Origin of the sequence: Cryobacterium sp. TMT1-66-1 (assembly GCF_004403435.1) — a bacterium.
In the GTDB taxonomy this organism is placed as follows: Bacteria; Actinomycetota; Actinomycetes; order Actinomycetales; family Microbacteriaceae; genus Cryobacterium; species Cryobacterium flavum.
On the sequence record NZ_SOGP01000009.1, the window covers coordinates 129,493 to 153,770 of the forward strand.

The window sequence follows — 24,278 nt, forward strand, 5'->3', positions numbered from 1 at the left end:
CACACTTTGACAGTTGGCTACTTCGCATCCCACACCTCGCTGGCCAACGGCGCTTCGTTCAGTTCATCGCGACGGACCTGCCAGTCGGGCATGTGCCGGTCCATGAGTTCGACGAAGTGTTCATTGTGGGTGCGCTCGATGAGGTGCGTCAGTTCGTGAACCACGATGTACTCGAGGCAGCGCGGGTTCTTCTTCGCGAGCTCGGGGTTGAGCCAGATGGCACGGGAACTGGCTTGGCAGGTTCCCCACTTAGTCTTCATACGGCGCACAACGAAGTTCTGTACTTCCTCGCCGACAATAGGTTGCCATTTTTCTAGCAGTGGCGGAACGGCAGCCTTGAGCTGCTCTCGGTACCAGCGGTTGAGCAACGCCCTGCGCTGGTCCTCTCTGTAGTCAGCAGGGGTGGTCACCCACAGCGTCGTGCCGGCAACGCTAACCTTTGATCTTCCGTGGCGGGATGAGTCGAGGCGGAGACGCTGGCCCCAGACGTAGTGGGTCTCACCGGAGGCCATCTGACGGTCGGTCTGACGGTCGGCACCTCGAAGCTGCTCGCGTTGCCTCTTGATCCACCGTAGGCGTTGCACGATGGCGAGGCGGATCGCATCCTCACTGAGACGATGCGGTGCAGCAACCCGTACGCGTCCGAGCGGCGGATACACAGAAATGTGCATGTTCTTGATGTCTTTGTAGACGACATCGATCCCGATTCCGGCGACAGTGAGGTAGGCGCTAGCGGTACTCATCACGGGCCTTCACCAGTTCGAACAGGTCCTCGAAGCGGTCGAAGCCGTCAGGAAGCGTGCGGCGAAGCTCGCGGGCGAGCGCTCGCTCCTTCATACGATTTCCGACCCAGCCATGCTCCTTCTGATTCATCACGGTGTAGTCGATGACGACCGCAAGATTTGGATCAGACCAGCCGAAGTCCACCAACGCTCGCTGGGCACCGGACTTTGCCCACTCCGGATAGACCGTGTCGGACTCCTTCTTGCCGACCTTGGCCGCGAAGTCGAGCAGCTTCTGCAAGTAGGACTTGTAGTCGAGAGCGTCCTGCCGGCGCTGTTCGATCAGTGCGTCGAGCAGCTCGGACATTTCGTCGTAATAACGCGGGTTCATTGCGCGCTCGTCCACGATCGTCTTGCGGACGTTGTTGACGATTGTCTCCGCCGCAGCTCGAGGGTTCTTGCGGAGCCCCGCCGGCAGAGAAGCAAGCGCATCCTCGCCCCGCTCGACTATGAGATCGACCAGCCCCTTCTCGAAGGTGGCAACTACCTCAGACGGATCCGCCTGGATATAGGTGTCGAGCAAAGCGCGCATGCCCGCCTCAAACTGCTTCATATCGATGTTCTCGCCAGCGCCGAGCTCCACCTCGTCGCGCACAGCTACGAAGTGCGCCACCTCGTTCTTGATCGCTGCTGCCTCTGCAGGCGAGTATTTCGCGGTGTCCATGTCATTGGCCAGCGCCGTGTAGGCGCGCACCAAGCCAGAGACGGCCTTGTAGAGCTCAATGCGCTTGATCTCGTTAGCCTTAATCTGCGCAGCGTCGCCCGGCACTGATGCCACGAAGTAGTACTGGTACTCCAACGTCCCCTTGGGTGGCGCGACTGCCTCGACCAGCGCGCGGATCTTCTCGAGCGCCTCCTCAAGATCCTGTCGACCCTGCTTGACGCGATCCTTGAGCAGACCCTCGACGTCCTTCTCTTCGTACCCCTCGAGGGCGCCTGAGGTGTAGTCGGTGATGGCGGATTCCAGCGAGTTGAAGAGGTCCCGGTAGTCGATGATGTAGCCGTAAGTCTTGTCGTCACCGTCAAGACGGTTGACCCGGCAGATAGCCTGAAACAGACCGTGGTCACTCATCTTCTTGTCGATGTACAGGTACGTCGCACTCGGCGCATCAAATCCAGTCAGGAGTTTGTCGACCACGATGAGTAGTCGCATCTGGCCCGGCTCCTCGATGAAGCGGCGCTTGACTTCCTTCTCGAACTCCTCAATCCGGCCCACAGCCTCGTCGGCAGGTACTCCGAAGAAGTCGGCCAACATTCTCCGGTAAATCCCGTACTGGCGTAGCTTCTCAGTGGCTCCCGCGCCGGAGTCTTCCTTGGAGATGTCGCTCGGGCTGGGGACGTAGCTCGTGACAATGGCGACCTTGTCCTTGAAGCCGGCATTGACGAACATCTCGTAGAACTTGCACGCCTGATAGATGCTATCGCCGACGAGCATTGCGTTTCCCCGGCCGCTCACGAGACGCGGCTCGGTCTCCATGTCCAGCAGGATGTCCTGGACTAGCTGCTTGGCTCGGGGCTCCGCGGACACAACCTTCTGCATAGTGCCCCACTTTTTCCTCAGGCGAGCTTTGCTGAGGTCGGTGAGACCCTTGGTCTTGGCTTCAAACCACTTGTCCACCTTCGCCGGGCTGGTCAGATCTTGCTCGATATAGCGCGCCTCATAGCGCAGATCGAGCACCACGCCGTCGTCAACGGCCTCGTCGAACTTGTAGGTATGAATGAACGAGCCAAACGCCTCGATACTGGTCGCTTTATCCGCCTTAAGTAGCGGCGTGCCCGTGAAACCGATGAACATCGCCGCGGGAAGCAACTCCTTCATGGCCCGGTGCATCTTGCCCGCCTGGGTGCGGTGCGCCTCGTCGACGAAGACGAATAGGTTGCCCTTCGGAGCGAACCCGGTGGGGACTCCCGAGCGCAGTTCAGCGATGAAGGCCTCACTATCCCCATCGACATCCTTGTCGTCGTCGCTCCCGCGGAACTTATGGACGAGGGAGCAGATCAGCCAGGGATCGTGCTTGTTCATTTGAGTCAGCAGATCGACACCAGAGGTTGTGCGGTAAATGCTCTCGTTGACCCCACCGAAGACCTTCTCGATCTGCTCGTCCAGCTCTGTGCGGTCGGTGACGATGAGGACGCGTGACTCAGGCTCGTGCTCGCGGATCCATTTGGCCAGCCACACCATCACCAAGCTTTTCCCCGAGCCCTGGGTGTGCCAAATGATGCCGCCCTCGCGGCTGGCGATGCGGGTCTGAGCTGCCTTCACGCCGAAGAACTGGTTGTGCCGGGCGGTCTTTTTCCAGCCCGCGTCGAACACCATGAAGTCGTGGATCAGCTCGAGGAAGCGGTCCTTCGAGCACATTTGCAGGACCGCCCTGTCTAGCGGTTCGGTTACATCAGCGCCGATGTTATTGTCCTCAGGTTCCTTCCACTGCAGCCAGTACCTCTCCGGGGTCTCAATAACCCCATACCGCAGGCCCTCAACATCGTTGCCCGCGAACACGAACTGTACCGTCGAGAAGAACGGCCGGATAAAGTGGGCGCTTTGGTTGCCAATGTTCTGGCGGATACCCTCCGACACGCTGATCTTCGAGCGCTTGAACTCGATGACGCCGAGCGCCAGACCGTTGACGTAGATCACGACGTCAGGGCGCTTGTTGTGTTCCCCGGCTATCGCGACCTCCTGAGCCACGACGAAGTGATTGGCCTCCGGGTTGCTCCAGTCGACGAGCCAGACGGTCTCAAAATGGTCGCCCACGCCACGCTTGACCTTTACGCCATACCTAAGCAGGCCGTAAACCTCGCGATTGGCCTCGTACAGCGTGCGGGCTCCACCCACCGATGCGACCTTGACGACCTCACTGATCGCCTTGCCGGCGATCTCCGCGTCGTAACCGCGAGCCAGCAGGTTGCTGCGGAGGTAGGTGGCCTCGATGTTCGTGTTGCCTGCGCGGTCCGCCCAGTCGCCGCCATAGGCGTAGCCGAGGGTCTCCTGAAAAAACTTGACGACGCGGTTCTGCGTCTTACGTTCGAGCTGTCCGACATTGCTCATACTGTGTCTCCTGTGCGCTCCACTGTTGATTCCTCCACCCAGCGCGCGAGCACGCTGAGCGCTGCCAGGTACTCAAGTGCCACCTGCTCGTCGAGCTCCCGGTCCGCCTCGTGGCTAAGCGGATTGCGGATGCCGGCAAAGATGCCTTCGGCCAGCGCCATGGCACCGCGCTGGACGGACCTGTAGGTGTTACTACCGTCTGGAGGAATCCGACGCAGGCGTGGCTTCCCCGGTTCGGCAGTTTTGTCGCTGAACGCTTCCTGGAAGAGCTTGGTCTCGCTCAGGTCACGACGACCAACCTTGTTCTGCGTTTCGGCGTTGACCTTCTTTGCTGCATCCCCCACGGCCGAGTGGTAATGCCCCGACTGCCACAGTGAGGCCGCACCGCTCCAGATCCACGGATGCAGATTGGAAGCCGAGATCTCTGGCGCGTTGTCGCCGAGATTCGTGCGGACCTCGTCGGCGCGCTCCAAGGCCTCCTTGGCACGGATCGAAGCCTCGTGATGCACTGCCCACTTCTTGCGGTTCGCGTCGACGTCGAGTTTCCGCCAGCCGGGTACGACCCGGTCGAGAATCTGCTCCACGATTTGCGCTTGCTTGACGATCTCGACCTCGGACTGAGCAGTCGTGTATCGGTGAAAACCAATGGAATTGGGCGGCGATGGAACGTATGTCACCCTCGTCGCAACGATGAAGCCGTCAAGTTGGGCAATGGCCCACCCGATGTTAATGCCACTCATGCCACGAGCTCCTTTGGCACGAGCCGCCCACGACCTGTCAGGAGCTCCTGCATCATGCCTTGTTTGATAGCGCGTGTTGCTTCAAGACGATTGGTCAGAGCTGCGATCTCAGAGTCGGCGTCTCGGAGGACTTTGGCAATTGCATATTGTTCGGAAAGCGGCGGCACAGTGACTTCGAGTCCAGCGAGCACGCGCCAGTTGATGTGCACTACAGCATCGCCCTGGCCACCCCCCGCCTTCTGATTCGCAAACTCTGGCGTGTTCAGGAGCGACGCCATGTAGACCGGATCGTAATCGCTTCCCCGCAACACGATAATGTCGCCGCCCGCGACCGTCGGGACATCGCCCATGAAGGCCATGCTCGTGCCGATTTCCGTCTTTGTCTCACCTGAGCCCGCGAACAGAATGTCACCCGAGCGAATCGGAAGTGCCGTTGCTGCAACCGATGGCTCCACGAACGACACCGTTGTTGCGGTGTAGTCCGCATAGGTCGTGTAGAGCTCGCCGTAGCGGATACAGGGAATCCCAGACGTGCGAACATCGTCGCGCTTGATTCCACGCCCCCGCAGGAATGTTCCGAACGTCGCTACCCTCCGTGTCGCCCACTCACCCGCAAAGCCAGGAAGCCGCGACCGACCAACCAACAGTTCCTGCATCGTGCCTTGCTTGATCGCGAGCTTCTTCGAAATCGCCCTTTCGTACGCCTCGATGAGTTGGTCAGCTTCCTGCAGAAGCCGCGCGACGGCGCCCTGCATTTTGATGTCGGGAAGTCGGACTGGGAGCGACTCGAGAACGGGCTGAGTCAGGGTGAGCATGGTGGTTCCCACTGACTGCCGAATCAGCCAGCCACGTGCTCGAGCCGTCTGCAGCCAATATGCGACATACGCGGCATCGATTCCAGTGCCGAGTCGAAGCCTGATCCCATCAGAACCGAGGAAGTAACCTTCCTCTGATTCGCGCACAAGCGCTGACCGGTCGACGGCTCCTTTCCGGCCAAAGACTATGTCGCCCGCCTTGAGAAGGTACTCGGGCATACGCCGCGTGACACTCGTAGGAACTCGTCGGGTTTCTTCCGTGATTCGGAACGATCCGACCCTGACCTCGCCAACTGAAATTACAGGCGCACCATCGGGGGTGTACTCGGATGCGGCAAGCGCAGTCCCAAATGGGCCCGTCCGAACCGAACCCCCGGTGGCCTTGATGATCTCGCCGAGGTTAGTCTCCTGCGCGAACATTACTTGACTCCCATGGCGGCAAGGTGCTCAGAGACGTTCGCGGTCAACTGAGCAATCCTGGCGTCCAGCTCGTCTACGGTTTCTTCGTAACGATTGCTCAGCTCTGTCAAACGGTGCACAAGTTGGCGAATTAGGACGTCAAGCTCAGCTTGGACGCCAGCCGCAACACGGCCGCCCCACTTGCCATCGATGACGAGACTCTGAATGTCTGCGGTGCTGAGACCGGCATAATGCTTCAGCGTCAACTCATCAAGATCGACCTTGGCACGCTTGGCTGCGTTCTTCGCGGCCAATTCCGCTTTGAAAAGGCCGATGACGTGAGCAAGCGCGTTGACCTCCTCGCGGTCAGCGCCTTCGACCCTGGCTGCTCGCTGGCGATCTGTGGCTGTCTTATTCGTCACCTTGCCGTCTTCGTCGGTCGCATCGAACAACAAACCTTCTTCGACCGCATTCTCCTCGACGTACTCCTCGGTGTCCTGGATTGCCGTCTCGACTGCTGCGTTGAGGACGTCGAGGTCAGCCTGCTCTCTGAAATAGTGCCTTGCAACGATGATCTCCGGGGGTATTAGGTCCATAACCCAGCGCTGAGCCTTGACGCCAGCGCCGAACGCAATATGCCCTGGCTCAAACTTCGGCTTCTTGTTCTTGTCGTATCCGAGGACCCGCGCCGACCGGGGCTTGGCCGCGCGGTCCCACCCCTCGCCCATGATCAGCGCAACGTCGTCGTGCATGACGTCGTTCCAGTAGCCCATGAGCTGCTCGTAGACGCCGTATTCGTCGATGAGCGGGCGCGAACGGAAGGCTTCAAGCAGGGTGTCACCGAGCTCTGCGATCAGATCGGAAGGGCGAGTGGTGCTCGTGATCCTAAGGAGCAGCGCCCTATGGGTCATCCACCAGTCCTTCACAGCCTCATTGTTGCCGCCAAGGAATGCTTCGTATTCCGCCGTGCCCGTGATCGTGCTCTGGATGGCCCTCTTGTCGACGACCAGCTCGCTGTAGCTATCCCGGAGCGGTTTGAAGAGTGCCGAGCGCAGGCTCGGGAACGCTTCCCAGTAGGGCTGGAGGTCATCGAGGTCGCGGTCCGGGACACCGCCCTTGAGGTGGGCGTGCAGATCCTGGATGTCCTCGGGCTGCGAGCTATCGATGTAGCGCGAGATGTTGAGGTTGTACTCGTTCTTCGGACTAGCGATATCGCTGAGTGGCACCATGTGCGAGTAGCGCTCAACCTCGATTTGCCTGTTGAAGACGTCGATGATCTGGTGCATGTCGCGCGGGCGCAGACGGTTCTTGTTCCCGTCCTTGGTAAAGCCCTTGCTGGCGTCGATCATGAAGATTCCGGTGCGCGCCTGCGCGTTCTCCTTGTCCAGCACGATGATGCAGGCAGGGATACCAGTGCCATAAAAGAGGTTGGCCGGCAGGCCGATGATCCCCTTGATGTAACCGCGCTTGACCAGCTGCCTACGGATAATGGCCTCGGAGTTGCCGCGGAAGAGCACACCGTGCGGCAGGATGACCGCGCCCTTGCCTGTGCTTCTGAGGCTCTTGATCATATGGAGCAGGAAGGCGTAGTCGCCGTTCTTCTCCGGCGGGCGGCCGTAGCCGTCGAAGCGTCCGTATTCGTTCTCGAGGCCGTTGTTCCAGGACTTAACGCTGAACGGCGGGTTAGCCACGAGGTAGTCGAAGGTCTGGAGTTCATTGCCCCTGAGGAACTGCGGACTGGAGATTGTGTCACCTTGGCGAATCTCGGCCGTGGCGTTGCCGTGCAGCACCATGTTCATCACCGCGAGAGCTCGAGTCGCGTTGTCTTTCTCCTGGCCGTAAATGGTCAGGCCGTTCGGTGCGGCATCTGCCACCTTGAGCAGCAGCGAACCAGACCCGCAGGTCGGGTCGTAGACCGTCGCCGACTTCGGCGTGTTCGATTTGATGCCAATGAGCGCGGCCATCACTCGTGAGACTTCCGCGGGTGTATAGAACTGGCCCTTGCTCTTGCCCGACTCGCTGGCGAAGTGCCGCATCAGGTATTCGTAAGCATCGCCCATCAGGTCATCGCCCTCGGCGCGAGAACCGGTGAAGTCGAGATCCTGGAAGATCCCAATCAACTTGGTGAGTCGGTCGACGAGTTCCTTACCCTTGCCGAGCTTGTCCGGGTCGTCGAAGTCTGCGTTATTGATGACGCCCTGCAGGTCATTGGCATCGGCAAGCTTACGAATGGCCACATTGACCTGCTCACCGATGTCCGGCGTGCCCCTCAGCGCGACAAGGTCATCAAACGAGCCGCCCTCTGGCACCTCAACATCGGCGTACTGATCGGCTTTGGCCTTGTCTGATACGAACTTCACGAAGAGTAGCGTGAGGACGTAGTCCTTGTACTGGCTGGCGTCCATGCCGCCGCGGAGCTCGTCTGCTCCGGCCCAAAGGGAGCTATAGAGGTCCGACTTTTTCAGCGCCATCGTCACACCACCGTTTTCGCGCTGAAGTTGGTGGTAGCTCGTGCCTGCCGCTTGCTCATCTGTGGTGTTCTCCTCCGCGCTCAGGCGCGACTTATTCATGGTGGGTGCGTGTCTCACGCTATCGGCTGAGAATGACGACCCCTAACACCAGGGCCGCGCGGGAGCGTGGGCCGCTGTGCATCTGCGGGCTAAACGAATCTGATTGGACGCTGGCACCTCACAACAAGGTTCCTCGCGGGCGCTGAGGATCGAGGAGGCCCGTCCCGTCGCTAGTGGACCATTCGCCCGCTCACCAACGTCCAAGCTCGATCGAGCGATCCAGCTGGGTGACTCACACAGACGGTGACCCCGTTCAACCACTTCCCCGAGTCGAGCACGGCGACATGCCTCATGTGGGCTCTCTGTGCATCGTGCACCACCTCGTAAGGCGTCAAAGGTTGCTGGCCGTCATCGGTCGCAGATCCGTTCTGCCAAATAAAGTGTCGCCCCGAGCAAGCGGCGACACTTTATTTGGACAGGCGACACTTTGTCTGGCACGTTCACAGCTACCCGCCGGCCACCATGTCAGCGAACCGGGAGTAGTGGCCGTGGAAGGCAACGGTGACGGTGCGGGTGGGGCCGTTACGGTGCTTGGCCACGATGAGGTCGGCCTCACCGGCGCGCGGGTTGTCCTTCTCGTAGGCACTCTCCCGGTGCAGCAAAATCACCATGTCGGCGTCCTGCTCGAGCGAACCCGACTCACGAAGGTCGGAGATGGCCGGCATCTTGTCGGCGCGCTGCTCCGGACCTCGGTTGAGCTGGGACAGCGCAATAACCGGAACCTGCAGTTCTTTGGCAAGCAGCTTGAGCGCTCGGGAGAACTCACTGACCTCTTGCTGTCGCGACTCGACTTTTTTGCCGCTGGTCATCAGCTGCAGGTAGTCGATGATGACCATCTTGAGCCCGACGCGCTGCTTGAGCCGGCGACACTTGGCCCGGATCTCGACCAGGGTCATGTTCGGGCTGTCGTCGATGTAGAGCGGTGCGTCGTTGATGCGACCGCGCGTGGCCGCAATAGTGGTCCAGTCGCGGGCCTCGACGGTGCCCTTGCGCATGCTCTGCAAGGGAACGGATGCCTCCGCCGCGAGCAGGCGCATGGCAATTTCACTGCGCCCCATTTCGAGGGAGAAGAAAATGCTCGGCATGTTGTGGTGGATCGAGGCCGACCGCGCGAAGTCGAGGGCGAGGGTGGACTTACCCAGTGCCGGACGCGCGGCCACGATGATGAGCTGGCCACCATGGAACCCGTTGGTGAGTTCGTCGAGGTCGGCGAAGCCGGTGGGTACGCCGCTCATCTGGCCGTCTTTGAGCTTGGCGGCCTCGATTTCTTCGATGGCCGCCGTCACAGCGTCGGTGAGCGGAACGTAGTCCTCGGTCTGGGTACCCCCGGTGACGGCATAGATTTCGGCCTGAGCCGTGTTGACGAGGTCGAGCACCTCACCCTCCGCGGCGTAGCCCATCTGCGCGATGCGCGTACCAGCTTCCACCAGACGGCGCAGCAGCGCGCGTTCGGCGACGATGGTGGAGTAGAACCCCGCGTTGGCAGCGGTGGGCACCAGGCTCGTCAGGGTGTGCAGGTAGTCCGCGCCACCGGCACGGGAAAGTTCACCGACCTTGGTGAGCTCATCGGTGACCGTGATGACGTCGGTCGGCTCGCCCTGGGCGTAGAGGGAGAGAATCGCGTCGAAGATGATCTCGTGCTTGGGGATGTAGAAGTCTCCGCCCCGCACGGTTTCGACGACGTCAGCGACGGCGTCCTTGCTGAGCATCATGCCCCCGAGGGCGCTCTGCTCGGCGAGAAGGTCGTGGGGCAGCGCCCGCTCCGACTTCCACGCTTCAGCGGGCCGCTCCAGACGGCCCTGCCCACCACCGGTCGACGAACCGTACTCGTTTGACGCTGGCTGGTTGGCCAGGCCCAAATGGGCGATCGACACTCGGTACCTCTTTCTCTGTCGTGACTCTAGGTGTATCAGGACCCACCGACACGGGACGCACTCACCCAGCCCGAGCCAGATTCCGCTACTGGATCACCCTAAGGAGCCGGTAGCACGACCCACAAACACCCCTGTGGATAACTCTGTGGAAAATCTGCGCGAAACGCCGTGGAGATTGTGCAGAACCTGTGCACTCACTTGTGGACAGATTTTAAATATTTGCAAATAACTGCTGGTTGATCAGGAGTTTAAGTTCTGCACATGGGTGTGAATAAAGTAGCCTCAATCAACCCTTGAACCTTGCCGATAGGAATGCTCACCTGTGCACAAAAGCGGTGGGTCAATGCCCCAAAAGTGGCTCTTAACGCCCCATAGCGGAGGATTCCTTACGGAACCCCCCGCTATGGGAGTGGTACAGGCTAACGGCCAAAAAGCCCGGCCTGCCGAGGTGCGATGCTACTTGGCAGCGACGACCACGAGAGTGATCGTGGCGCTGAGCTCGTCACGAAGACGAACCGTTGCCGTGTGCTCACCGGTCAGCTTGATGGCGGTGAGTTCGATCTTGCGCTTGTCGACCGTGCCGAGACCTGCGGCTGCAACGGCGTTAGCCACATCCGTGGTCTTGACCGAACCAAACAGGCGTCCGCCGGCGCCGGCCTTGACGACCAGGGTGACCTTGGTGTTCTCAAGTTTGACCTTGAGCGCCTCAGCCTCTTCGAAGGTGGCGTGCTCGCGCGCAGCGCGGGCTGCCTTGATCTGCTCGATCTGCTTCTCGCCACCGCGGGTCCACGCCACAGCGAAGCCCTTGGGAACGAGGTAGTTACGAGCAAACCCGTTCTTGACGTCTACGACGTCGCCGGGTGCACCGAGGCCGGAGACCTCATGCGTCAGAATCAATTTCGACATTTGGTTTCCTTACCGGCCTGAGCCTGCGTAGGGCAGCAAGGCCATTTCGCGGGCGTTCTTGACGGCACGGGCGATGAGGCGCTGTTCCTGAACGGAAACGCCTGTGATGCGGCGGGCGCGGATCTTTCCACGCTCGGAGATGAACTTGCGCAGGGTGGGGACGTCTTTGTAATCAATGACACCAACCCGAATCGACTTCGCGGGAGCAGCGTTCTTGCCACCCTTAGCTCCGCGAAGCGGCTTGCGGCGGTCGCCGCTCGACTTTCCAGCCATGATTTCCTTACTTTCTAAAAAGAGGTGTTAGCTACGCGCTAGGCGAGCTTAGAAGGGGGTCTCGTCGCTGAAGTTGCCTGGGCTGTTCCAGACGTCCCCACCAGATGCTGCTGGCGCAGCAGTCTTGGCGGGGGCGCTGGGTGCCCATGGCTCATCGTTGCCCTGGCCACCGGCAGCGGGTGCACCACTGCGAGGGCCGGAGGACTGCGCACGAGTGAGGGAAGCGGTGGCGTAGCGCAGCGATGGACCAATTTCGTCGATCTCGAGCTCCATGCTCGTGCGCTTTTCACCTTCCTTTGTCTCATACGAACGCTGCTTGAGACGCCCGGAAGCGATGACACGCGACCCCTTGGTCAGTGAACCTGCAACGTGCTCGGCGAATTCACGCCAAACGCTCGCACGCAGGAACAGCGCGTCGCCATCTTTCCACTCGTTGGCCGCACGATCGAACGTACGCGGAGTGGAAGCGATGGTGAAGTTGGCAACCGCCAGCCCGTTCTGCGTGTAACGCAGTTCCGGATCGCTGGTGAGGTTGCCCACCACGGTGATTACGGTCTCGCCAGCCATGGGCTACTTGTCGCTTGCCTTGTCGGCAGCGGCCGGAGCAGGAGTCGCCTTGGCAGCAGCAGGCTTGGCAGCGGCAACCTTCGCGGCGGGAACCGCGGTGGAGGCAGCAGCAACCGGAGCAGCAGCATCGGCCTTCGCAGCAGCGGCCGGAGCCTCTGCAACGACGGCTTCTGCTACGACAGGCTTGGCAGCAGCGGCGACCTTGGCGGCCGGAGCGGCAGCGGCTGCAGCAGCAGCGTCAGCCTTGGCAGCGATGACCTTCGGGTTGGCAGCCTTGCGAGCAGCCTTCTCTGCGGCCAGCTTGGTGGCGACGACGACCTGGGCGATGCCCTCTTCGGCGCGGAGCACCTTGGTGCGCATGACGGCCTCGGACAGCTTCAGCTGACGGTCGAGCTCGACCGTGGCTGAGGCGTTCGCGGTGAAGTCAACAACGGCATAAATGCCTTCGGTCTTCTTGTTGATCTCGTAAGCGAGACGACGACGACCCCAGACATCAACCTTGTCAATGCTGCCACCATCGTTGCGAACAACGTTGAGGAACTTGTCAAGGCTGGGAGCTACGGTGCGCTCATCGATCTCGGGATCGAGGATAACCATAAGTTCGTACTGATGCATGACTAACCCACCTCCTTCGGACTAAAACGGCTGCAGAATTTCTGCAACAGGAGGGTTGTGCATGTGCTGGAGGCGGAGGCCGGGAATCCGGCACGCAGGCAGCCTGCCCAGACTACCGGATGCCGCGCGCATACGCCAGTCGACCTGCCCGTCGTTGGGTCGACCTACCCGGTCTGAGTGGCATTAGCGGCATTCTGGGCGGCACGGACACCGGAGTCCACTGGCGTGCGGCCGATAAATACCTCGTCTAGCAGCGGCCGCATGGCGTTTTCGGCGGCCGGCCAACCGGCTCCCCGCGGTGCCGGGGCCGTTCCAGCGGCCAGCACGTCGTAGAACGGGCTGATGTCGACATTCTCCGAAGCCCAATAGGCCGCGTAGGCCGGCTGCGCGGCCAGCACGGCCGGAGACGCCGCACCGGATGCCCCGATGAATTCTGATCCGGCGGCACTCCCGAGCCATTCCAAGACCCGCTGCGTTTCGGCCGGATGCTGGGATGCCGCATTACCGGCGGCCGCGATGCCATCGACACCGCTGATCGCACCGGCCGGGCCGCTGGGCAGGCGAACAACGCCCCAATCAAAGTTCGCCCCGGCGCTCACGTTGGCGAGGTTGTAGACACCACTCTGAAACAGGGCCATCTTGCCCTGCAGAAACTGCTCGCGGCTGAAGTCGCCGTTGGTGTTCGTATCGGCGGCCGACGGAGCGACCTGCCACTTGTTCATGAGATCGACCAGGTACTGGAACGAAGCGATGCCGGCGTCGGACGCGAAGGCATACTGGTTGGACTCGTCCTGAAACTGGGCACCATTGGAGGCCAGGTAATTCAGCACCATCGCCTGCAGGTCGTAGCCGGCGTTGTAGCCATATTGGCTGAGGTTGGAACCGTCGAACTCGGCACTGTCGGCCGTGTTCCCGTTGTAGTCCTTGGTGAGTTTCTGCAGCACGCCAATGAGGGTGTCGTTGTCACCGGTGGGATCCCAGGTGAGTGCGGACACGTCGTCGGCGGTCAGGCCGGCATCACCGAGCAGGTCAGCGTTGTAATACACCGCAATGCCGGGGTCGGCCAGCTGCGGCACTCCCCACAGCGTGGCGTCCCTGGTGTACTGGGCGACGACGGGTGCGGACCAGCCGGCCTGGGCATCCGCTGGCAGGGCCGTCGTAATGTCGAGCAGCGCCCCCGCGTCGGCGTAGGCGGGGTAGCTGCCACCGTCGACCCAGAAGACGTCGGGCGCCCCAGCACCGGCGACGTCGGTGCGAAGCTTCTCGAAATAGTCGTCCCACGGCACGATTTCGACGTCGACCTGGATGTCGGGGTTGTCCCGTTCGAAGGCGGAGAACGACTTGTCGTAGGCGGCCGCGACCTGTTCGTCCCAGAGACGCACGGTCACGGTGGTGGCATCGCTGGATGATTCGGAGCTAGAGAAGTTCAGGGCCGTGACGGCCCCGGCAATGACGAGCAACACTCCGGCAATGCCGGCAGCAATAATGGTGGAACGCTTGGCCATGATGTCCTTTATTGACGGATCGAACCTTCCCCAGTGAACCAGCCTACGCAGATCCCGAGATGGTGATCGACCGCACAAAGCTGCGCTGAAACAGGAGAAACAACAGGAGCAGCGGCACTAGGGCGAGCGTCGTGGCCGCCATGACGAGGGTCCAGTTGCCATTGAACTGGCTCTGCAGGCTCGCTGTGGCGACGGTCACGACCCGCCATTCACTTCCGGTCGTGACCACGAGCGGCCACATGAAACTGTTCCAGTGGCTCACGATCGTGATCAGGGTCAGCGTGGCAATAATCGGACGCGACAGGGGCACGACGATCTCAACCAGCACGTCGAGGGTGTTCGCACCGTCCAGCCGGGCCGCATCAATGAGTTCCTGGGGGATTCCGCGAAAGTACTCGCGCAGCAGAAAGATCGCGTAGGGGGAAGCAAACGCGAACGGCAGCACGAGACTCCAGAACGAGTTCCGCAGCCCGGCCTCGGTCATCATCAGGTACAGCGGAACGACGAGCACGACGGGTGGGATCATCAGGGTCGACAGGTACACCCAAAACAGCACCTGACGGCCCGGAAAATCGACCCGAGCGAAGGCATACGCGGCGAGAATCGAGCAGATCAGCTGCCCGACCAGAATCAGAACCGCCGCCAGGACCGTGACCACGATGGCACGACCGAATTGTGCCGGTCCGGTCAGCAGCAGCGCAAAATTGTCGAGGGTGAATGGGTCAGGCCAGCTCAGGGCTGACTGCTGCGCGAACTGCTCCCGGGTCTTGAATGCGGTGAGGATACTCAGCAGGAACGGCCCGAGGGTGAACAGTGCGCCGAGCACGAGCACCAGGTAGACGGCGGCGGTTGAGGAGAATCTAGTCCATTTCATAGGTGACCCTCCGACGAAAATAGAGCTGCTGGGCGAGGGTGATGACCACCAGGATGACCAGCAGAACGACCGCCATGACGGCCGCACGACCGAGGTCGAAGGCGTCGAAAGCTTCGTAGTAGATGCGCGCCGCTACGACATCCGTTGATCGTGCCGGTCCGCCCTGGGTGAGCGCGTAGACCTGGTCGAAGACCTGAAAAGCCGAGATGACGGTGGTAACCAGCACGAAGAACATGGTGGGACGCAGCAGCGGAAGCTTGATGTGCCAGAACATCTTTACCGCGCCGGCACCGTCGATGCGGGCGGCCTCGAGAATCTGCCCCGGGATGTTGAGGAGCCCGGCCATGAAGAACAGGGTGACGTAGCCGACGTTGGTCCAGATCACCACGGCGGCCACGGCCGGCAGAGCGAGCGCCGGGTCACTGAGCCACTCGACGCGCTGTCCGAGCAGGGTGTTCAGGGCTCCGTCGGTCGGCGCGAGAATCCACTTCCAGACGACTCCGAGAGCAAGCGGGGCACAGATCCACGGCAGCACGTAGATGGTACGAAACCAGGCGGACCCCGGCAGCCCTCGGGTGAGCAGGGTCGCCGCGCCGAGCCCGATCAGGGTTTGAATCGGCACCACGAGGGCAACGAAGATCAGCGTGACCAGCAGGGAATTGCCGAAGACACCGTCGCTGAGAACGGACTGGTAGTTGTCGAGACCGACGAAGGTGATCGGGCCGATCAGGTCCCAGCTCTGAAAGCTGAGCCAGAGCACGACCAGCACCGGGAGTAGGAGAAAGCAGACCACACCGAACAGGCTGGGGGCGAGAAGGGCATAGCCGGTGATCGCACTGCGTCGACGGAGCCTCCCTCTACTCCGCACGCTCCGCCCACCACTGAACCAACCGGCGGGTGGCTTCTTCCTCACCCAGCGGGCCATCATCGAGACGCTGCTCGAGCAGATACCGGTAGGCCTCTCCCACCTCGCGGCCTGGCTTCAGGCCGAGCACCACTATGATCTGCTCGCCGTCAAGGTCGGGACGCAGGGCTCCGAGCTCTTCCTGCTCGTTCAGCGCGGCAATGCGCTGTTCCAGGTCGTCGTAGGCGAAGCCGAGACGGTCGGCCTTGCGCCGGTTGCGGGTCGTGACGTCGGCGCGGGTCAGAATATGCAGCCGTTCCAGCTGGTCGCCGGCGTCGCGCACGTACCGGCGCACGGCCGAGTCGGTCCAGGCGCCCTCCGTGTAGCCGAAGAATCGCAGGTGCAGCTCGATCAGACGGGCGACGGCGTTGATGGTGTCGTTGTCAAAGCGCAGGGCGCGCAGGCGCTTCTTGGCGAGCTTGGCACCCACCACGTCGTGGTGGTAGAAACTCACGACGCCGCCGGGTTCCAGCTTGCGGGTGGCTGGCTTGCCGATGTCGTGCAGCAGGGCGGCGAGACGCACGATCAGGTCTGGGGCCTCCAGGTTGCCGCGCGAGGTCTCGTAGCCCATCGCCTGCTCCAGCACCGTGAGCGTGTGCTGGTAGACGTCCTTGTGGTGGTGGTGCTCGTCGATCTCGAGCCGCAGGCCGGGAATCTCCGGCAGCACGATCTCGGCCAGGCCCGATTCCATCAGTACCTCGATGCCGGCGCGCGGGTCCCTGGAGACCAACAGCTTCGAGAGTTCGTCGCCGATGCGTTCGGCCGACACGATACGGATGCTTTCCCGCATCTTCTCCATGGCCACTGCGGTATCCAGATCCAGCGTGAAACCCAGCTGGCCGGTGAACCGAGCCGCGCGCAGCATCCGCAGCGGGTCGTCACCGAAGGACACCTCCGGAGTGCTCGGGGTGCGGAGGCGCCCGGCGAGCAGGTCATCGATGCCGCCGGCCGGGTCGACGAGCGTGAGCTGGGGCAGGCGCAGGGCCATGGCGTTGACGGTGAAGTCCCGGCGGAGCAGGTCGGGTTCCAGGCTGGTACCGAACACCACGTCGGGTTTGCGGGTGGTGCCGTCGTAGCTGTCCGCCCGATAAGTGGTGATCTCCACGGTTTCACCGGCGAGGCTCGCACCGATCGTGCCATACGCCCGACCGATGTCCCACTGCGCTTCGGAGAGGGGTTTGACGAGCGCGAGAATCTGATCCGGGGTCGCATCCGTGGTGAAATCAAGGTCGTGCAGCGGGCGGTCCAGGAACGCATCGCGAACCGGGCCGCCGACCAGGGCCAGCTCATGGCCGACCGCAGCAAATGCGTTCGCGAGACGAGAAACGGTGGGGGTGGCAGCCAGGTCGCCCAGTCGTGCGAGGGCTGCCGCGACGCTCTGCATATGCCCCATATTAGTTGCCATCAGGGGGGCACGCAGACTCGGTGCAGGCGGCTCTAGGCTGACACGCCGTAGAATCCCCCTATGGTGGCCGAGTCAGATTCCGCGCATCGGCCCGCGCTCCCGGCTGCCGCGCGCAGCGCCGTGCGCCCGGCCCGGCGCGAGATGAGTCGTCGCCGGCCCGGGCCGATTACGGCATTTCTGGTGGGAGCTCTGACCCTGGCGTCGCTGATTTTTGCACCGATCTTCGTTCTAGCGTCGGCTCAGGCGGCCCCGGCGACCGGCTCCGTCGCGAGCGCCACTACCCCCGCTGACACCGTCGGCGTCACGGTCGCGCCGACCACGTCGCCGCAGCTGGTACCTGGCCAGGACCTGGTTCTGACGGTGACCGTGCACAACAACACCAGCGCCGACATTCCGATCGGCCGAGTCGATGTGTACCTCGCGCAGCTCGCGCTGACCACCCGGGCGGCACTCGATAGCTGGCTCCGGCCCGATGACGACGCAAATTCCGGCGACCAGCTGGTGAGCGTGCCCACCACGGAAGGTATTCCGGCTGGTGCCAGCACGAACCTGAGCGTCACGGTTCCGGCTGCGGCCGTGGGATTGACCGATGACAACGCGTGGGGAGCGCGTGGGATCGCCGCGATTCTCGTTGCGGGTGACGTGATTCAAGCTGAGGGCCGCGGCACGTTTGTCTGGTCCCAGGGCAGCGCGATCACCCCGGTCGCTCTCACCGCTATTCTGCCGATCACGACCCCGGAAAGCGCGACCGGCCTGATCACCTCGAAGGCACTCGAGTCGTACACGAGCTCGGTCGGTCTGCTCTCGCGCCAACTGGATGTCGCCATTGATGCGCCCACCGCGACGATCGCCATAGATCCGCAGATCATCGCCTCGATTCGAGTGCTCGGCACGGCCGCTCCGGCGTCGGCCGTGGCCTGGCTCGACCGTCTGGCCGGTGCGAGCAATGACATCTTCCCGCTCGGCTACGCGGATGCCGACATCGCGTTGCAAGCGCAGGCCGGCGCCACGACGCTGCTCGCGCCCACCTCTTTCGTGTCGGCGATCGACGCGAGCCTGTTCGTCGTGCCCTCGGCCACACCGCTCCCGGAAGACACCACCGACCCGACCGATGTGCCCAGCGTCACGTCACGAGCCAGGGCCCAAGCCACCGCGTCTCCGACTCCCACCCCGACACCCACGCCGGAACCCGGCGCAACGGTCATCCCCTCGACCAGCGACCTGCTGGCCTGGAACTACACGAGCACCGCTATCGGCTGGCCGGTCGCCGGGCAGGTTGCGCGCGCCGATCTTGACGTCTTTGCCGCGAGCGGCCTGACCACGACCATCCTCTCCAGCGGGAACGTCGAACAGTCAGACGTCTTCACGCCGAATACCGCGTTCCCTCTTCCCGGCGGGCTTGGTCTGGTCAGCGATTCCGCGCTGTCGGCCGCCATCCGTACCGCGGCCGAAGCCACGACCGAGGACGAGTGGCGGGTCAGCGTCTCCGAGGCGGCTTCGCTGCTCGCGGTCGTGTCTGCGGAGAACCCCAACTCGGCACGCACATTGTTGGTCACCTTCAACCGCAGCAGTCCGGAAAACGCGACCCGGGTCGCTCAGACGCTTGCGGCCCTCGATTCGACGACCTGGTCGAACGCGGCCCCGCTGCAGGCTGCCCTGGATTCCGCCCCGGGCACTACGGTGACTTTTCGGGACCAGGCCATTGACACTAACCGGGTCACGCTCGCCCGATCGCTGTTGCAGCGCGAGGCGGCAATCGCCGAATTCGCGACCATTCTGGCCGATCCGCTGGCGTTCACCGCGCCGGCGCGATTGGATTTGCTGACCCTTCTGGACACAACCTGGGCCTCGCAGACTGAGGCCTGGGCTGACCAGGTGCGGGCGAACCTCGCTGCCTCCTTCGACCTGATCCACGCCGTGACCGTGACCACCCGCGGGCCGATCATTGTGGTGGGCAGCAAGGTCGACCTGCGTATAACGCTCAACAACGCCCTGGACCAGGCCGTCACCGTGCGCACCGAGATCGTGCCGTCCAACGGGCGACTCGTGGTCGGTGAAACCCTCGAGACGACCATTCAGCCGAACTCCGCGCAGGCCGTCTCCGTACCCCTCAGCGCCGCTGTCGGTAACGGCGATGTCGTCCTGCGGGTCACCCTGTTCACCCTGAATGGCACCCCGCTCGGCCAGCCGGCTCCGATCGATGTCAGCGTGCGCGCCGACTGGGAAGGTGTTGGCGCGAGTATCTTCGCCATTCTCGTCGTCGGCTTCTTCGGTTTTGGTATCTGGCGCAACATCGTGCGCCGACGCCGCGAGAAATCGGCCGAGGCATCCGCTGTCAGTGAAGAGACGGTGTTACCCACGGCGGTGCCCGATGCCTGACCCGGCTCCCAGCGGCAGTGGAGGTATCGGCCGGGCCAGTGCGTTCTTGGCCTCCGGCACGATCGTGTCGCGCATTCTCGGCTTCGTGAAGGTCATCGTTTTGGCCGCCATCATCGGCCAGTTCGGTGCCGCGGCCGACACGTTCGCGATCGCCAATCAGCTGCCGAACACCATCTATGTGATCGTGGCCGGCGGAATCCTGACCGCCGTTCTGGTTCCGCAAATCGTTCGAGCCAGCCTCCACGCCGACGGTGGCACGGCGTACATCAACAAGCTGCTCACCCTCGCCCTGGTCGTGCTGTTTGCGACGACCCTCATCGCTACCCTGTTGGCCCCGACCATCACCGGGTTCATCGGCTTGAACCTCCCCCAGAACGAGAAGGCACTGGCCGTGGCATTTGCTTACTGGTGCCTTCCGCAAATGTTCTTCTACGGGCTGTACACCCTGCTGGGCGAAGTGCTCAACGCCCGCAAATCTTTCGGACCGTTCACCTGGGTGCCAGTGCTCAACAACCTGGTGGCCATTATCGGCCTGATCGTTTTCGCGACGCTGTTCAGCCCTGACCCGTTCGGTGCTCGATCGGCCGCCGAGATCACGTCGGCCATGGTCGCCGTACTGGGCGGCAGTGCCACCCTCGGCGTGATCACCCAGGCCGTCGTGCTGTTCTACTTCTGGCGCCGCATCGGATTGCACTACCGCCCGGATTTCCATTTTCGCGGCGTGGGTCTCGGTGCCGCCGGCAAAATGGCGAGCTGGACCTTCGGGATGCTTCTGCTCACGACTTTCGCGGGCATTGTCGAAACGCAGGTCGTGACGCTCGCACACGGTGAGGCATCCGTTGCTGTTCTCGCCACCGCCTGGCTAATTTTCATGCTGCCGCACTCCGTGATCACGGTGTCGGTCGCGACGGCGTACTTCACCCGCATGAGCGAACATGCCGCACTCGGAAGCTGGTCACTGGTGCGAACGGATGCCTCGAGCGCGATTCGGGGAACGTCGCTCGTGATTGTGCTCGCCGCGGCCGTCATCGCGGTCTGCGCTTACCCGTTTGCGGCGATCTTCGTGACACCGTTCGACCAGGTGCAGTCGATCGGCAACGTCATCATCGCGTTCATTCTGGGACTGGTGCCATTCTGCGTGTTGTTCGTTCTGCAGCGCACCTTCTACGCCCTCGGTGACACGCGTACACCGTTCTTTTTCACCCTGTTCCAGGTCGTTCTGCTGATTTGCGCCGTGCTGGCCTGCGCGTGGCTGCCCACGGAATGGATCGCCGTTGGCATCGCCGCGTCGATCACGGTGACCGGTACGCTGCAGGCAATCTTGGCCGCCATTCTCCTGCGCCGCCGAATGCACGGTATCGACGGACGACGCATTCTGCGCAGTCTCGTGAAATATCTGGTCGCTGTGATCATTCCAGTGGCTGCCGGCCTGACCCTCACGACCCTCCTGGGTGGCAATGTCGACGGCGGATTCGCCGTGTCCTCCAGGCTCACGGCCATGGTCTCCATGGTGTTGATCGGGGTCGTCATGTCCGCGGCCTACTTCGGACTGCTCCTGGTCATGCGCAGCGGCGAGCTCACGGCCTTTCTGGCGCCCCTGCAACGCCGCTTCGGCCGCTAACGCGTTCCCGGCCTGACACGCGGCTCAGCGCCCCTGTGAGTGGTGCGCTTCGCTGGCGGTGGCTGGGTACCGGCGGCTCTTGCTGGGAGGCCGCGGAATAGCATCGGATTAGGATGTGTTGTATCGAAACGTGAGGCGGGATATTGCCCGGCTTTCCCACCACTGCAAGGAGTGTGCGCGTGCGTCAGATCATCATCATCGGTTCCGGACCGGCCGGCTATACCGCGGCAATCTACGCCGCGCGGGCCAACCTCAAACCGCTTCTGATTGCCAGTTCGGTGGAGGCTGGCGGTGAGTTGATGAACACGACCGACGTTGAGAACTTTCCCGGCTTTCCGGAGGGCGTCCAGGGACCCGATCTGATGACCAAGATGCAGGAGCAGGCAGAGCGCTTTGGCACCGAGGTCGTCTACGACGACGTCGAATCGGTCGACCTGTCCGGCCCGATCAAGACGGTCGCCCTCGGTAATGGTGACGTGGAGCAGGCACTCACGGTTATTTTTGCCACCGGTTCCGCCTACCGCAAGCTCGGCCTCAACGACGAAGAACGTCTCTCCGGCCGCGGTGTCTCTTGGTGTGCCACCTGCGACGGTTTCTTCTTCAAGGGCAAGGAAATCGCCGTCATCGGTGGCGGTGACTCCGCCATGGAGGAAGCCACCTTCCTCACCCGATTCGCCTCGAAGGTGCACGTTATTCACCGCAAGGGTGAACTGCGCGCCTCCAAGATCATGCAGGAACGTGCTTTCGCCAACGACAAGATCGAGTTCACTTGGAACTCCGAAGTCGTCGGTATCACCGGCACCGAGGCCGTCGATGGTCTGACCCTGCGCGACACCGTCTCCGGCACCGAGAGCAGCCTTCCGGTCGGCGGCGTGTTCGTGGCGATCGGCAACGACCCGCGCACGCACCTCGTGCACAAGCAGCTCGACCTCACCCCCGAGGGCACCATTGCCGTCGCGGGCCGGTCATCCCTGACCAGCCAGGCCGGTGTCTTCGCGGCCGGTGACGTGATCGACTCCAGCTACCGCCAGGCCATCACGGCTGCCGGCTCCGGCTGCGCGGCCGCCCTCGATGCAGAGCACTACCTCAGCACTCTTCCCCAGGACCTGCTGGCCTCGGCCAGTGAACCCGAACTCGTCTGATTTTACTAAGACCTAAGTTTACCAGTACTAAGTTACCCAAGAAGGAGACACACATGACTGCACGCGCCGTAACAGAGGCCAACTTCGAACAGGAAGTCATCAACAACGAGAAGACCGTTCTGGTGGACTTCTGGGCCGAGTGGTGTGGCCCCTGCCGCGCCGTCAGCCCCATTCTCGACCAGATCGCGGCCGAAAACGCCGACAAGCTCGACATCGTCAAGCTCAACGTCGATGAGCACCCCGCTCTGGCCGCCAAGTACCAGATCACCTCCATCCCGGCGATGAAGGTCTTCCAGAAGGGCGAGGTCGTCAAGACCGTCATCGGCGCCAAGCCGAAGCCGCAGCTCGAGAAGGACCTGGCCGACTACCTCGTCTAACCGACTCAACCTAGAAAACCCGCCCGGCTTCAACCGGGCGGGTTTTTTGGTGCCCGCGGTCACCCCATACGATGAAGACGACAGCAGAACGGATAGGTGACGTGACAATTCAAGGCTCCACTGCCGATAACAAGCAGTCCGGGCCTGTGCAGACAAGTACTGTGCAGGGCGGCAACAACCTCGACCCGTGGTACCACCACTACGCCGATCGCGCCGCCGGCCTTAAGGCCTCCGAGGTACGCGCGCTCTTCGCCGTGGCCTCCCGCCCCGAAGTCGTCTCCCTCGCCGGCGGTATGCCCTACGTTGCGGCCCTGCCCCAGGACCTCGTGATCAATGCCATGGAGCGCGTCATGCGCGAGAAGGGCGCTACCGCACTGCAATATGGCTCTGGTCAGGGAGTTCCCTTGCTGCGCGAGCAAATTCTCGATGTCATGGCACTCGAGGGCATCAAAGCCAATGCCGATGACGTGGTTGTTACCACCGGTTCGCAGCACGCCCTGGAACTGGTCAGTAAGTTGTTCCTCAACCCCGGAGATGTCGTCATCTCCGAAGGCCCCAGCTATGTCACCGCCATGGTGATCTTCAAGTCGTACCAGGCCGAGGTCGACCATGTACCGATGGACGAGAACGGCCTGATCCCGGCCGCGCTGATCGAGCACATCGCCGCCCTCAAGGCAGCCGGGCGCACCATCAAATTCCTCTACACGATCCCCAGTTTTCACAATCCGGCCGGCATCACCCTCAGCTGGACACGCCGCATGGAGATTCTCGAGATCTGCCGTTCGAACAATATTCTCGTGCTCGAGGACAACCCCTACGGACTGCTCTACTTTGACAAGCAAGCACCGGATGCCATTCGCTCACTCGAGCGCGACGGTGTCGTCTACCTGGGAACCTTCTCCAAGACCCTGGCTCCCGGCTTTCGGGTTGGCTGGGCTCTCGCCCCGCACGCGATCCGCGAGAAACTCGTGCTCGCCAACGAAGCTGCCGTGCTCTCCCCCAGCTCCTTCACCCAGATGGTGATCTCGGAATACCTCTCCACCGCCGACTGGAAGGGGCAGATCAACACCTTCCGCGGTGTCTATCACGAGCGCAAGAACGCTATGCTCGCCGCCCTCGAGGAGTACCTCCCCGATTTGACCTGGACCAACCCCACCGGCGGATTCTATGTCTGGGTCACCCTGCCCGAACAGCTCGATTCCAAGGCCATGCTGCCCCGCGCGGTCAAGGAACTGGTAGCGTACACGCCCGGGACCGCGTTCTATGCCGACGGTGACGGGCGCCAAAACATGCGTTTGGCCTTCTGCTATCCAACGCCGGAGAGCATCAGAGTCGGCATCCGTCGCCTGGCCACGGTCATTCGCGGCGAGCTTGATCTGCTCGACACCTTCGCCGGCACCGGTGCACTGGGCGCCGCGCCCGACCGGCCCGGCGCCAGAAATCAGCGCTATGCCGGTCCACCGGCCAACGTCTCCTAGATA

The 24,278-nt window shown here is 62.4% G+C and carries 18 protein-coding genes and 1 pseudogene; 5 read left to right on the forward strand and 14 right to left on the reverse strand.

The window, feature by feature from the left end; genetic code table 11:
• Positions 1–17 precede the first annotated feature (17 nt).
• The 14 genes and pseudogenes from E3T29_RS06495 to E3T29_RS06560 all read right to left on the reverse strand — a co-directional run bounded on the left by E3T29_RS06495 (position 18) and on the right by E3T29_RS06560 (position 17,257).
• On the reverse strand, positions 18–743 hold the full coding sequence (locus E3T29_RS06495) for a M48 family metallopeptidase (RefSeq protein WP_134344740.1): 726 nt from the start codon (positions 741–743) through the stop codon (positions 18–20).
• On the reverse strand, positions 730–3,831 hold the full coding sequence (locus E3T29_RS06500) for a type I restriction endonuclease subunit R (protein WP_134344741.1): 3,102 nt from the start codon (positions 3,829–3,831) through the stop codon (positions 730–732). Before E3T29_RS06500 ends, E3T29_RS06495 begins: the two co-directional genes overlap by 14 nt.
• Entirely contained in the window at positions 3,828–4,571 is a 744-nt protein-coding gene (locus E3T29_RS06505; protein WP_134344742.1) for a TIGR02391 family protein, read from the reverse strand. The genes E3T29_RS06500 and E3T29_RS06505 overlap by 4 nt, the downstream gene beginning before the upstream one ends.
• On the reverse strand, positions 4,568–5,806 hold the full coding sequence (locus E3T29_RS06510) for a restriction endonuclease subunit S (protein ID WP_134344743.1): 1,239 nt from the start codon (positions 5,804–5,806) through the stop codon (positions 4,568–4,570). Before E3T29_RS06510 ends, E3T29_RS06505 begins: the two co-directional genes overlap by 4 nt.
• A complete protein-coding gene (locus tag E3T29_RS06515) occupies positions 5,806–8,355 on the reverse strand; it encodes a class I SAM-dependent DNA methyltransferase (RefSeq protein ID WP_241987678.1) in 2,550 nt (849 codons plus the stop codon). The genes E3T29_RS06510 and E3T29_RS06515 overlap by 1 nt, the downstream gene beginning before the upstream one ends.
• A gap of 446 nt (positions 8,356–8,801) precedes the next feature.
• The gene (gene dnaB / locus E3T29_RS06520) at positions 8,802–10,229 is read right to left on the reverse strand and encodes a replicative DNA helicase (protein ID WP_104089998.1); all 1,428 of its coding nucleotides are present in this window, start codon (positions 10,227–10,229) and stop codon (positions 8,802–8,804) included.
• Positions 10,230–10,685: 456 nt separating this feature from the next.
• Positions 10,686–11,135 (reverse strand): 50S ribosomal protein L9, encoded by a 450-nt coding sequence (gene rplI, locus E3T29_RS06525; RefSeq protein WP_092110565.1) that lies wholly within the window; start codon positions 11,133–11,135, stop codon positions 10,686–10,688.
• 9 nt (positions 11,136–11,144) lie between these two features.
• Positions 11,145–11,408 carry a 30S ribosomal protein S18 gene (gene rpsR / locus E3T29_RS06530; protein ID WP_035835236.1) on the reverse strand — a complete coding sequence of 88 codons (264 nt, stop codon included), beginning with the start codon at positions 11,406–11,408 and terminating at the stop codon, positions 11,145–11,147.
• Positions 11,409–11,456: 48 nt separating this feature from the next.
• A complete protein-coding gene (locus E3T29_RS06535; protein WP_092338335.1) occupies positions 11,457–11,975 on the reverse strand; it encodes a single-stranded DNA-binding protein in 519 nt (172 codons plus the stop codon).
• Positions 11,976–12,221: 246 nt separating this feature from the next.
• A pseudogene (gene rpsF, locus E3T29_RS19960) lies at positions 12,222–12,590 on the reverse strand (30S ribosomal protein S6); the annotation flags it as partial.
• 164 nt (positions 12,591–12,754) lie between these two features.
• Positions 12,755–14,095: a sugar ABC transporter substrate-binding protein gene (locus E3T29_RS06545; RefSeq protein ID WP_134344744.1), complete on the reverse strand. Its 1,341-nt coding sequence runs from the start codon at positions 14,093–14,095 to the stop codon at positions 12,755–12,757.
• 43 nt (positions 14,096–14,138) lie between these two features.
• A complete protein-coding gene (locus tag E3T29_RS06550; RefSeq protein ID WP_134344745.1) occupies positions 14,139–14,969 on the reverse strand; it encodes a carbohydrate ABC transporter permease in 831 nt (276 codons plus the stop codon).
• Positions 14,956–15,762 (reverse strand): carbohydrate ABC transporter permease, encoded by an 807-nt coding sequence (locus E3T29_RS06555; RefSeq protein ID WP_370449122.1) that lies wholly within the window; start codon positions 15,760–15,762, stop codon positions 14,956–14,958. Before E3T29_RS06555 ends, E3T29_RS06550 begins: the two co-directional genes overlap by 14 nt.
• 64 nt (positions 15,763–15,826) lie before the next feature.
• Complete coding sequence (locus tag E3T29_RS06560) at positions 15,827–17,257, reverse strand: CCA tRNA nucleotidyltransferase (protein ID WP_134344993.1); 1,431 nt, start codon at positions 17,255–17,257, stop codon at positions 15,827–15,829.
• A gap of 81 nt (positions 17,258–17,338) precedes the next feature.
• Here E3T29_RS06560 and E3T29_RS06565 point away from each other — a divergent pair, with 81 nt between their 5' ends.
• The 5 genes from E3T29_RS06565 to E3T29_RS06585 all read left to right on the forward strand — a co-directional run bounded on the left by E3T29_RS06565 (position 17,339) and on the right by E3T29_RS06585 (position 24,275).
• On the forward strand, positions 17,339–19,657 hold the full coding sequence (locus E3T29_RS06565) for a DUF6049 family protein (RefSeq protein WP_134344747.1): 2,319 nt from the start codon (positions 17,339–17,341) through the stop codon (positions 19,655–19,657).
• Positions 19,650–21,278: a murein biosynthesis integral membrane protein MurJ gene (gene murJ / locus E3T29_RS06570; protein WP_104129824.1), complete on the forward strand. Its 1,629-nt coding sequence runs from the start codon at positions 19,650–19,652 to the stop codon at positions 21,276–21,278. Before E3T29_RS06565 ends, murJ begins: the two co-directional genes overlap by 8 nt.
• Positions 21,279–21,457: 179 nt before the next feature.
• Positions 21,458–22,420 (forward strand): thioredoxin-disulfide reductase, encoded by a 963-nt coding sequence (gene trxB, locus E3T29_RS06575; protein WP_092338349.1) that lies wholly within the window; start codon positions 21,458–21,460, stop codon positions 22,418–22,420.
• Positions 22,421–22,473: 53 nt separating this feature from the next.
• Positions 22,474–22,797, forward strand: a complete 324-nt coding sequence (trxA, locus tag E3T29_RS06580) for a thioredoxin (protein WP_092338350.1) — start codon at positions 22,474–22,476, stop codon at positions 22,795–22,797.
• 146 nt (positions 22,798–22,943) lie between these two features.
• Positions 22,944–24,275: a PLP-dependent aminotransferase family protein gene (locus tag E3T29_RS06585; protein WP_241987679.1), complete on the forward strand. Its 1,332-nt coding sequence runs from the start codon at positions 22,944–22,946 to the stop codon at positions 24,273–24,275.
• Positions 24,276–24,278 lie beyond the last annotated feature (3 nt).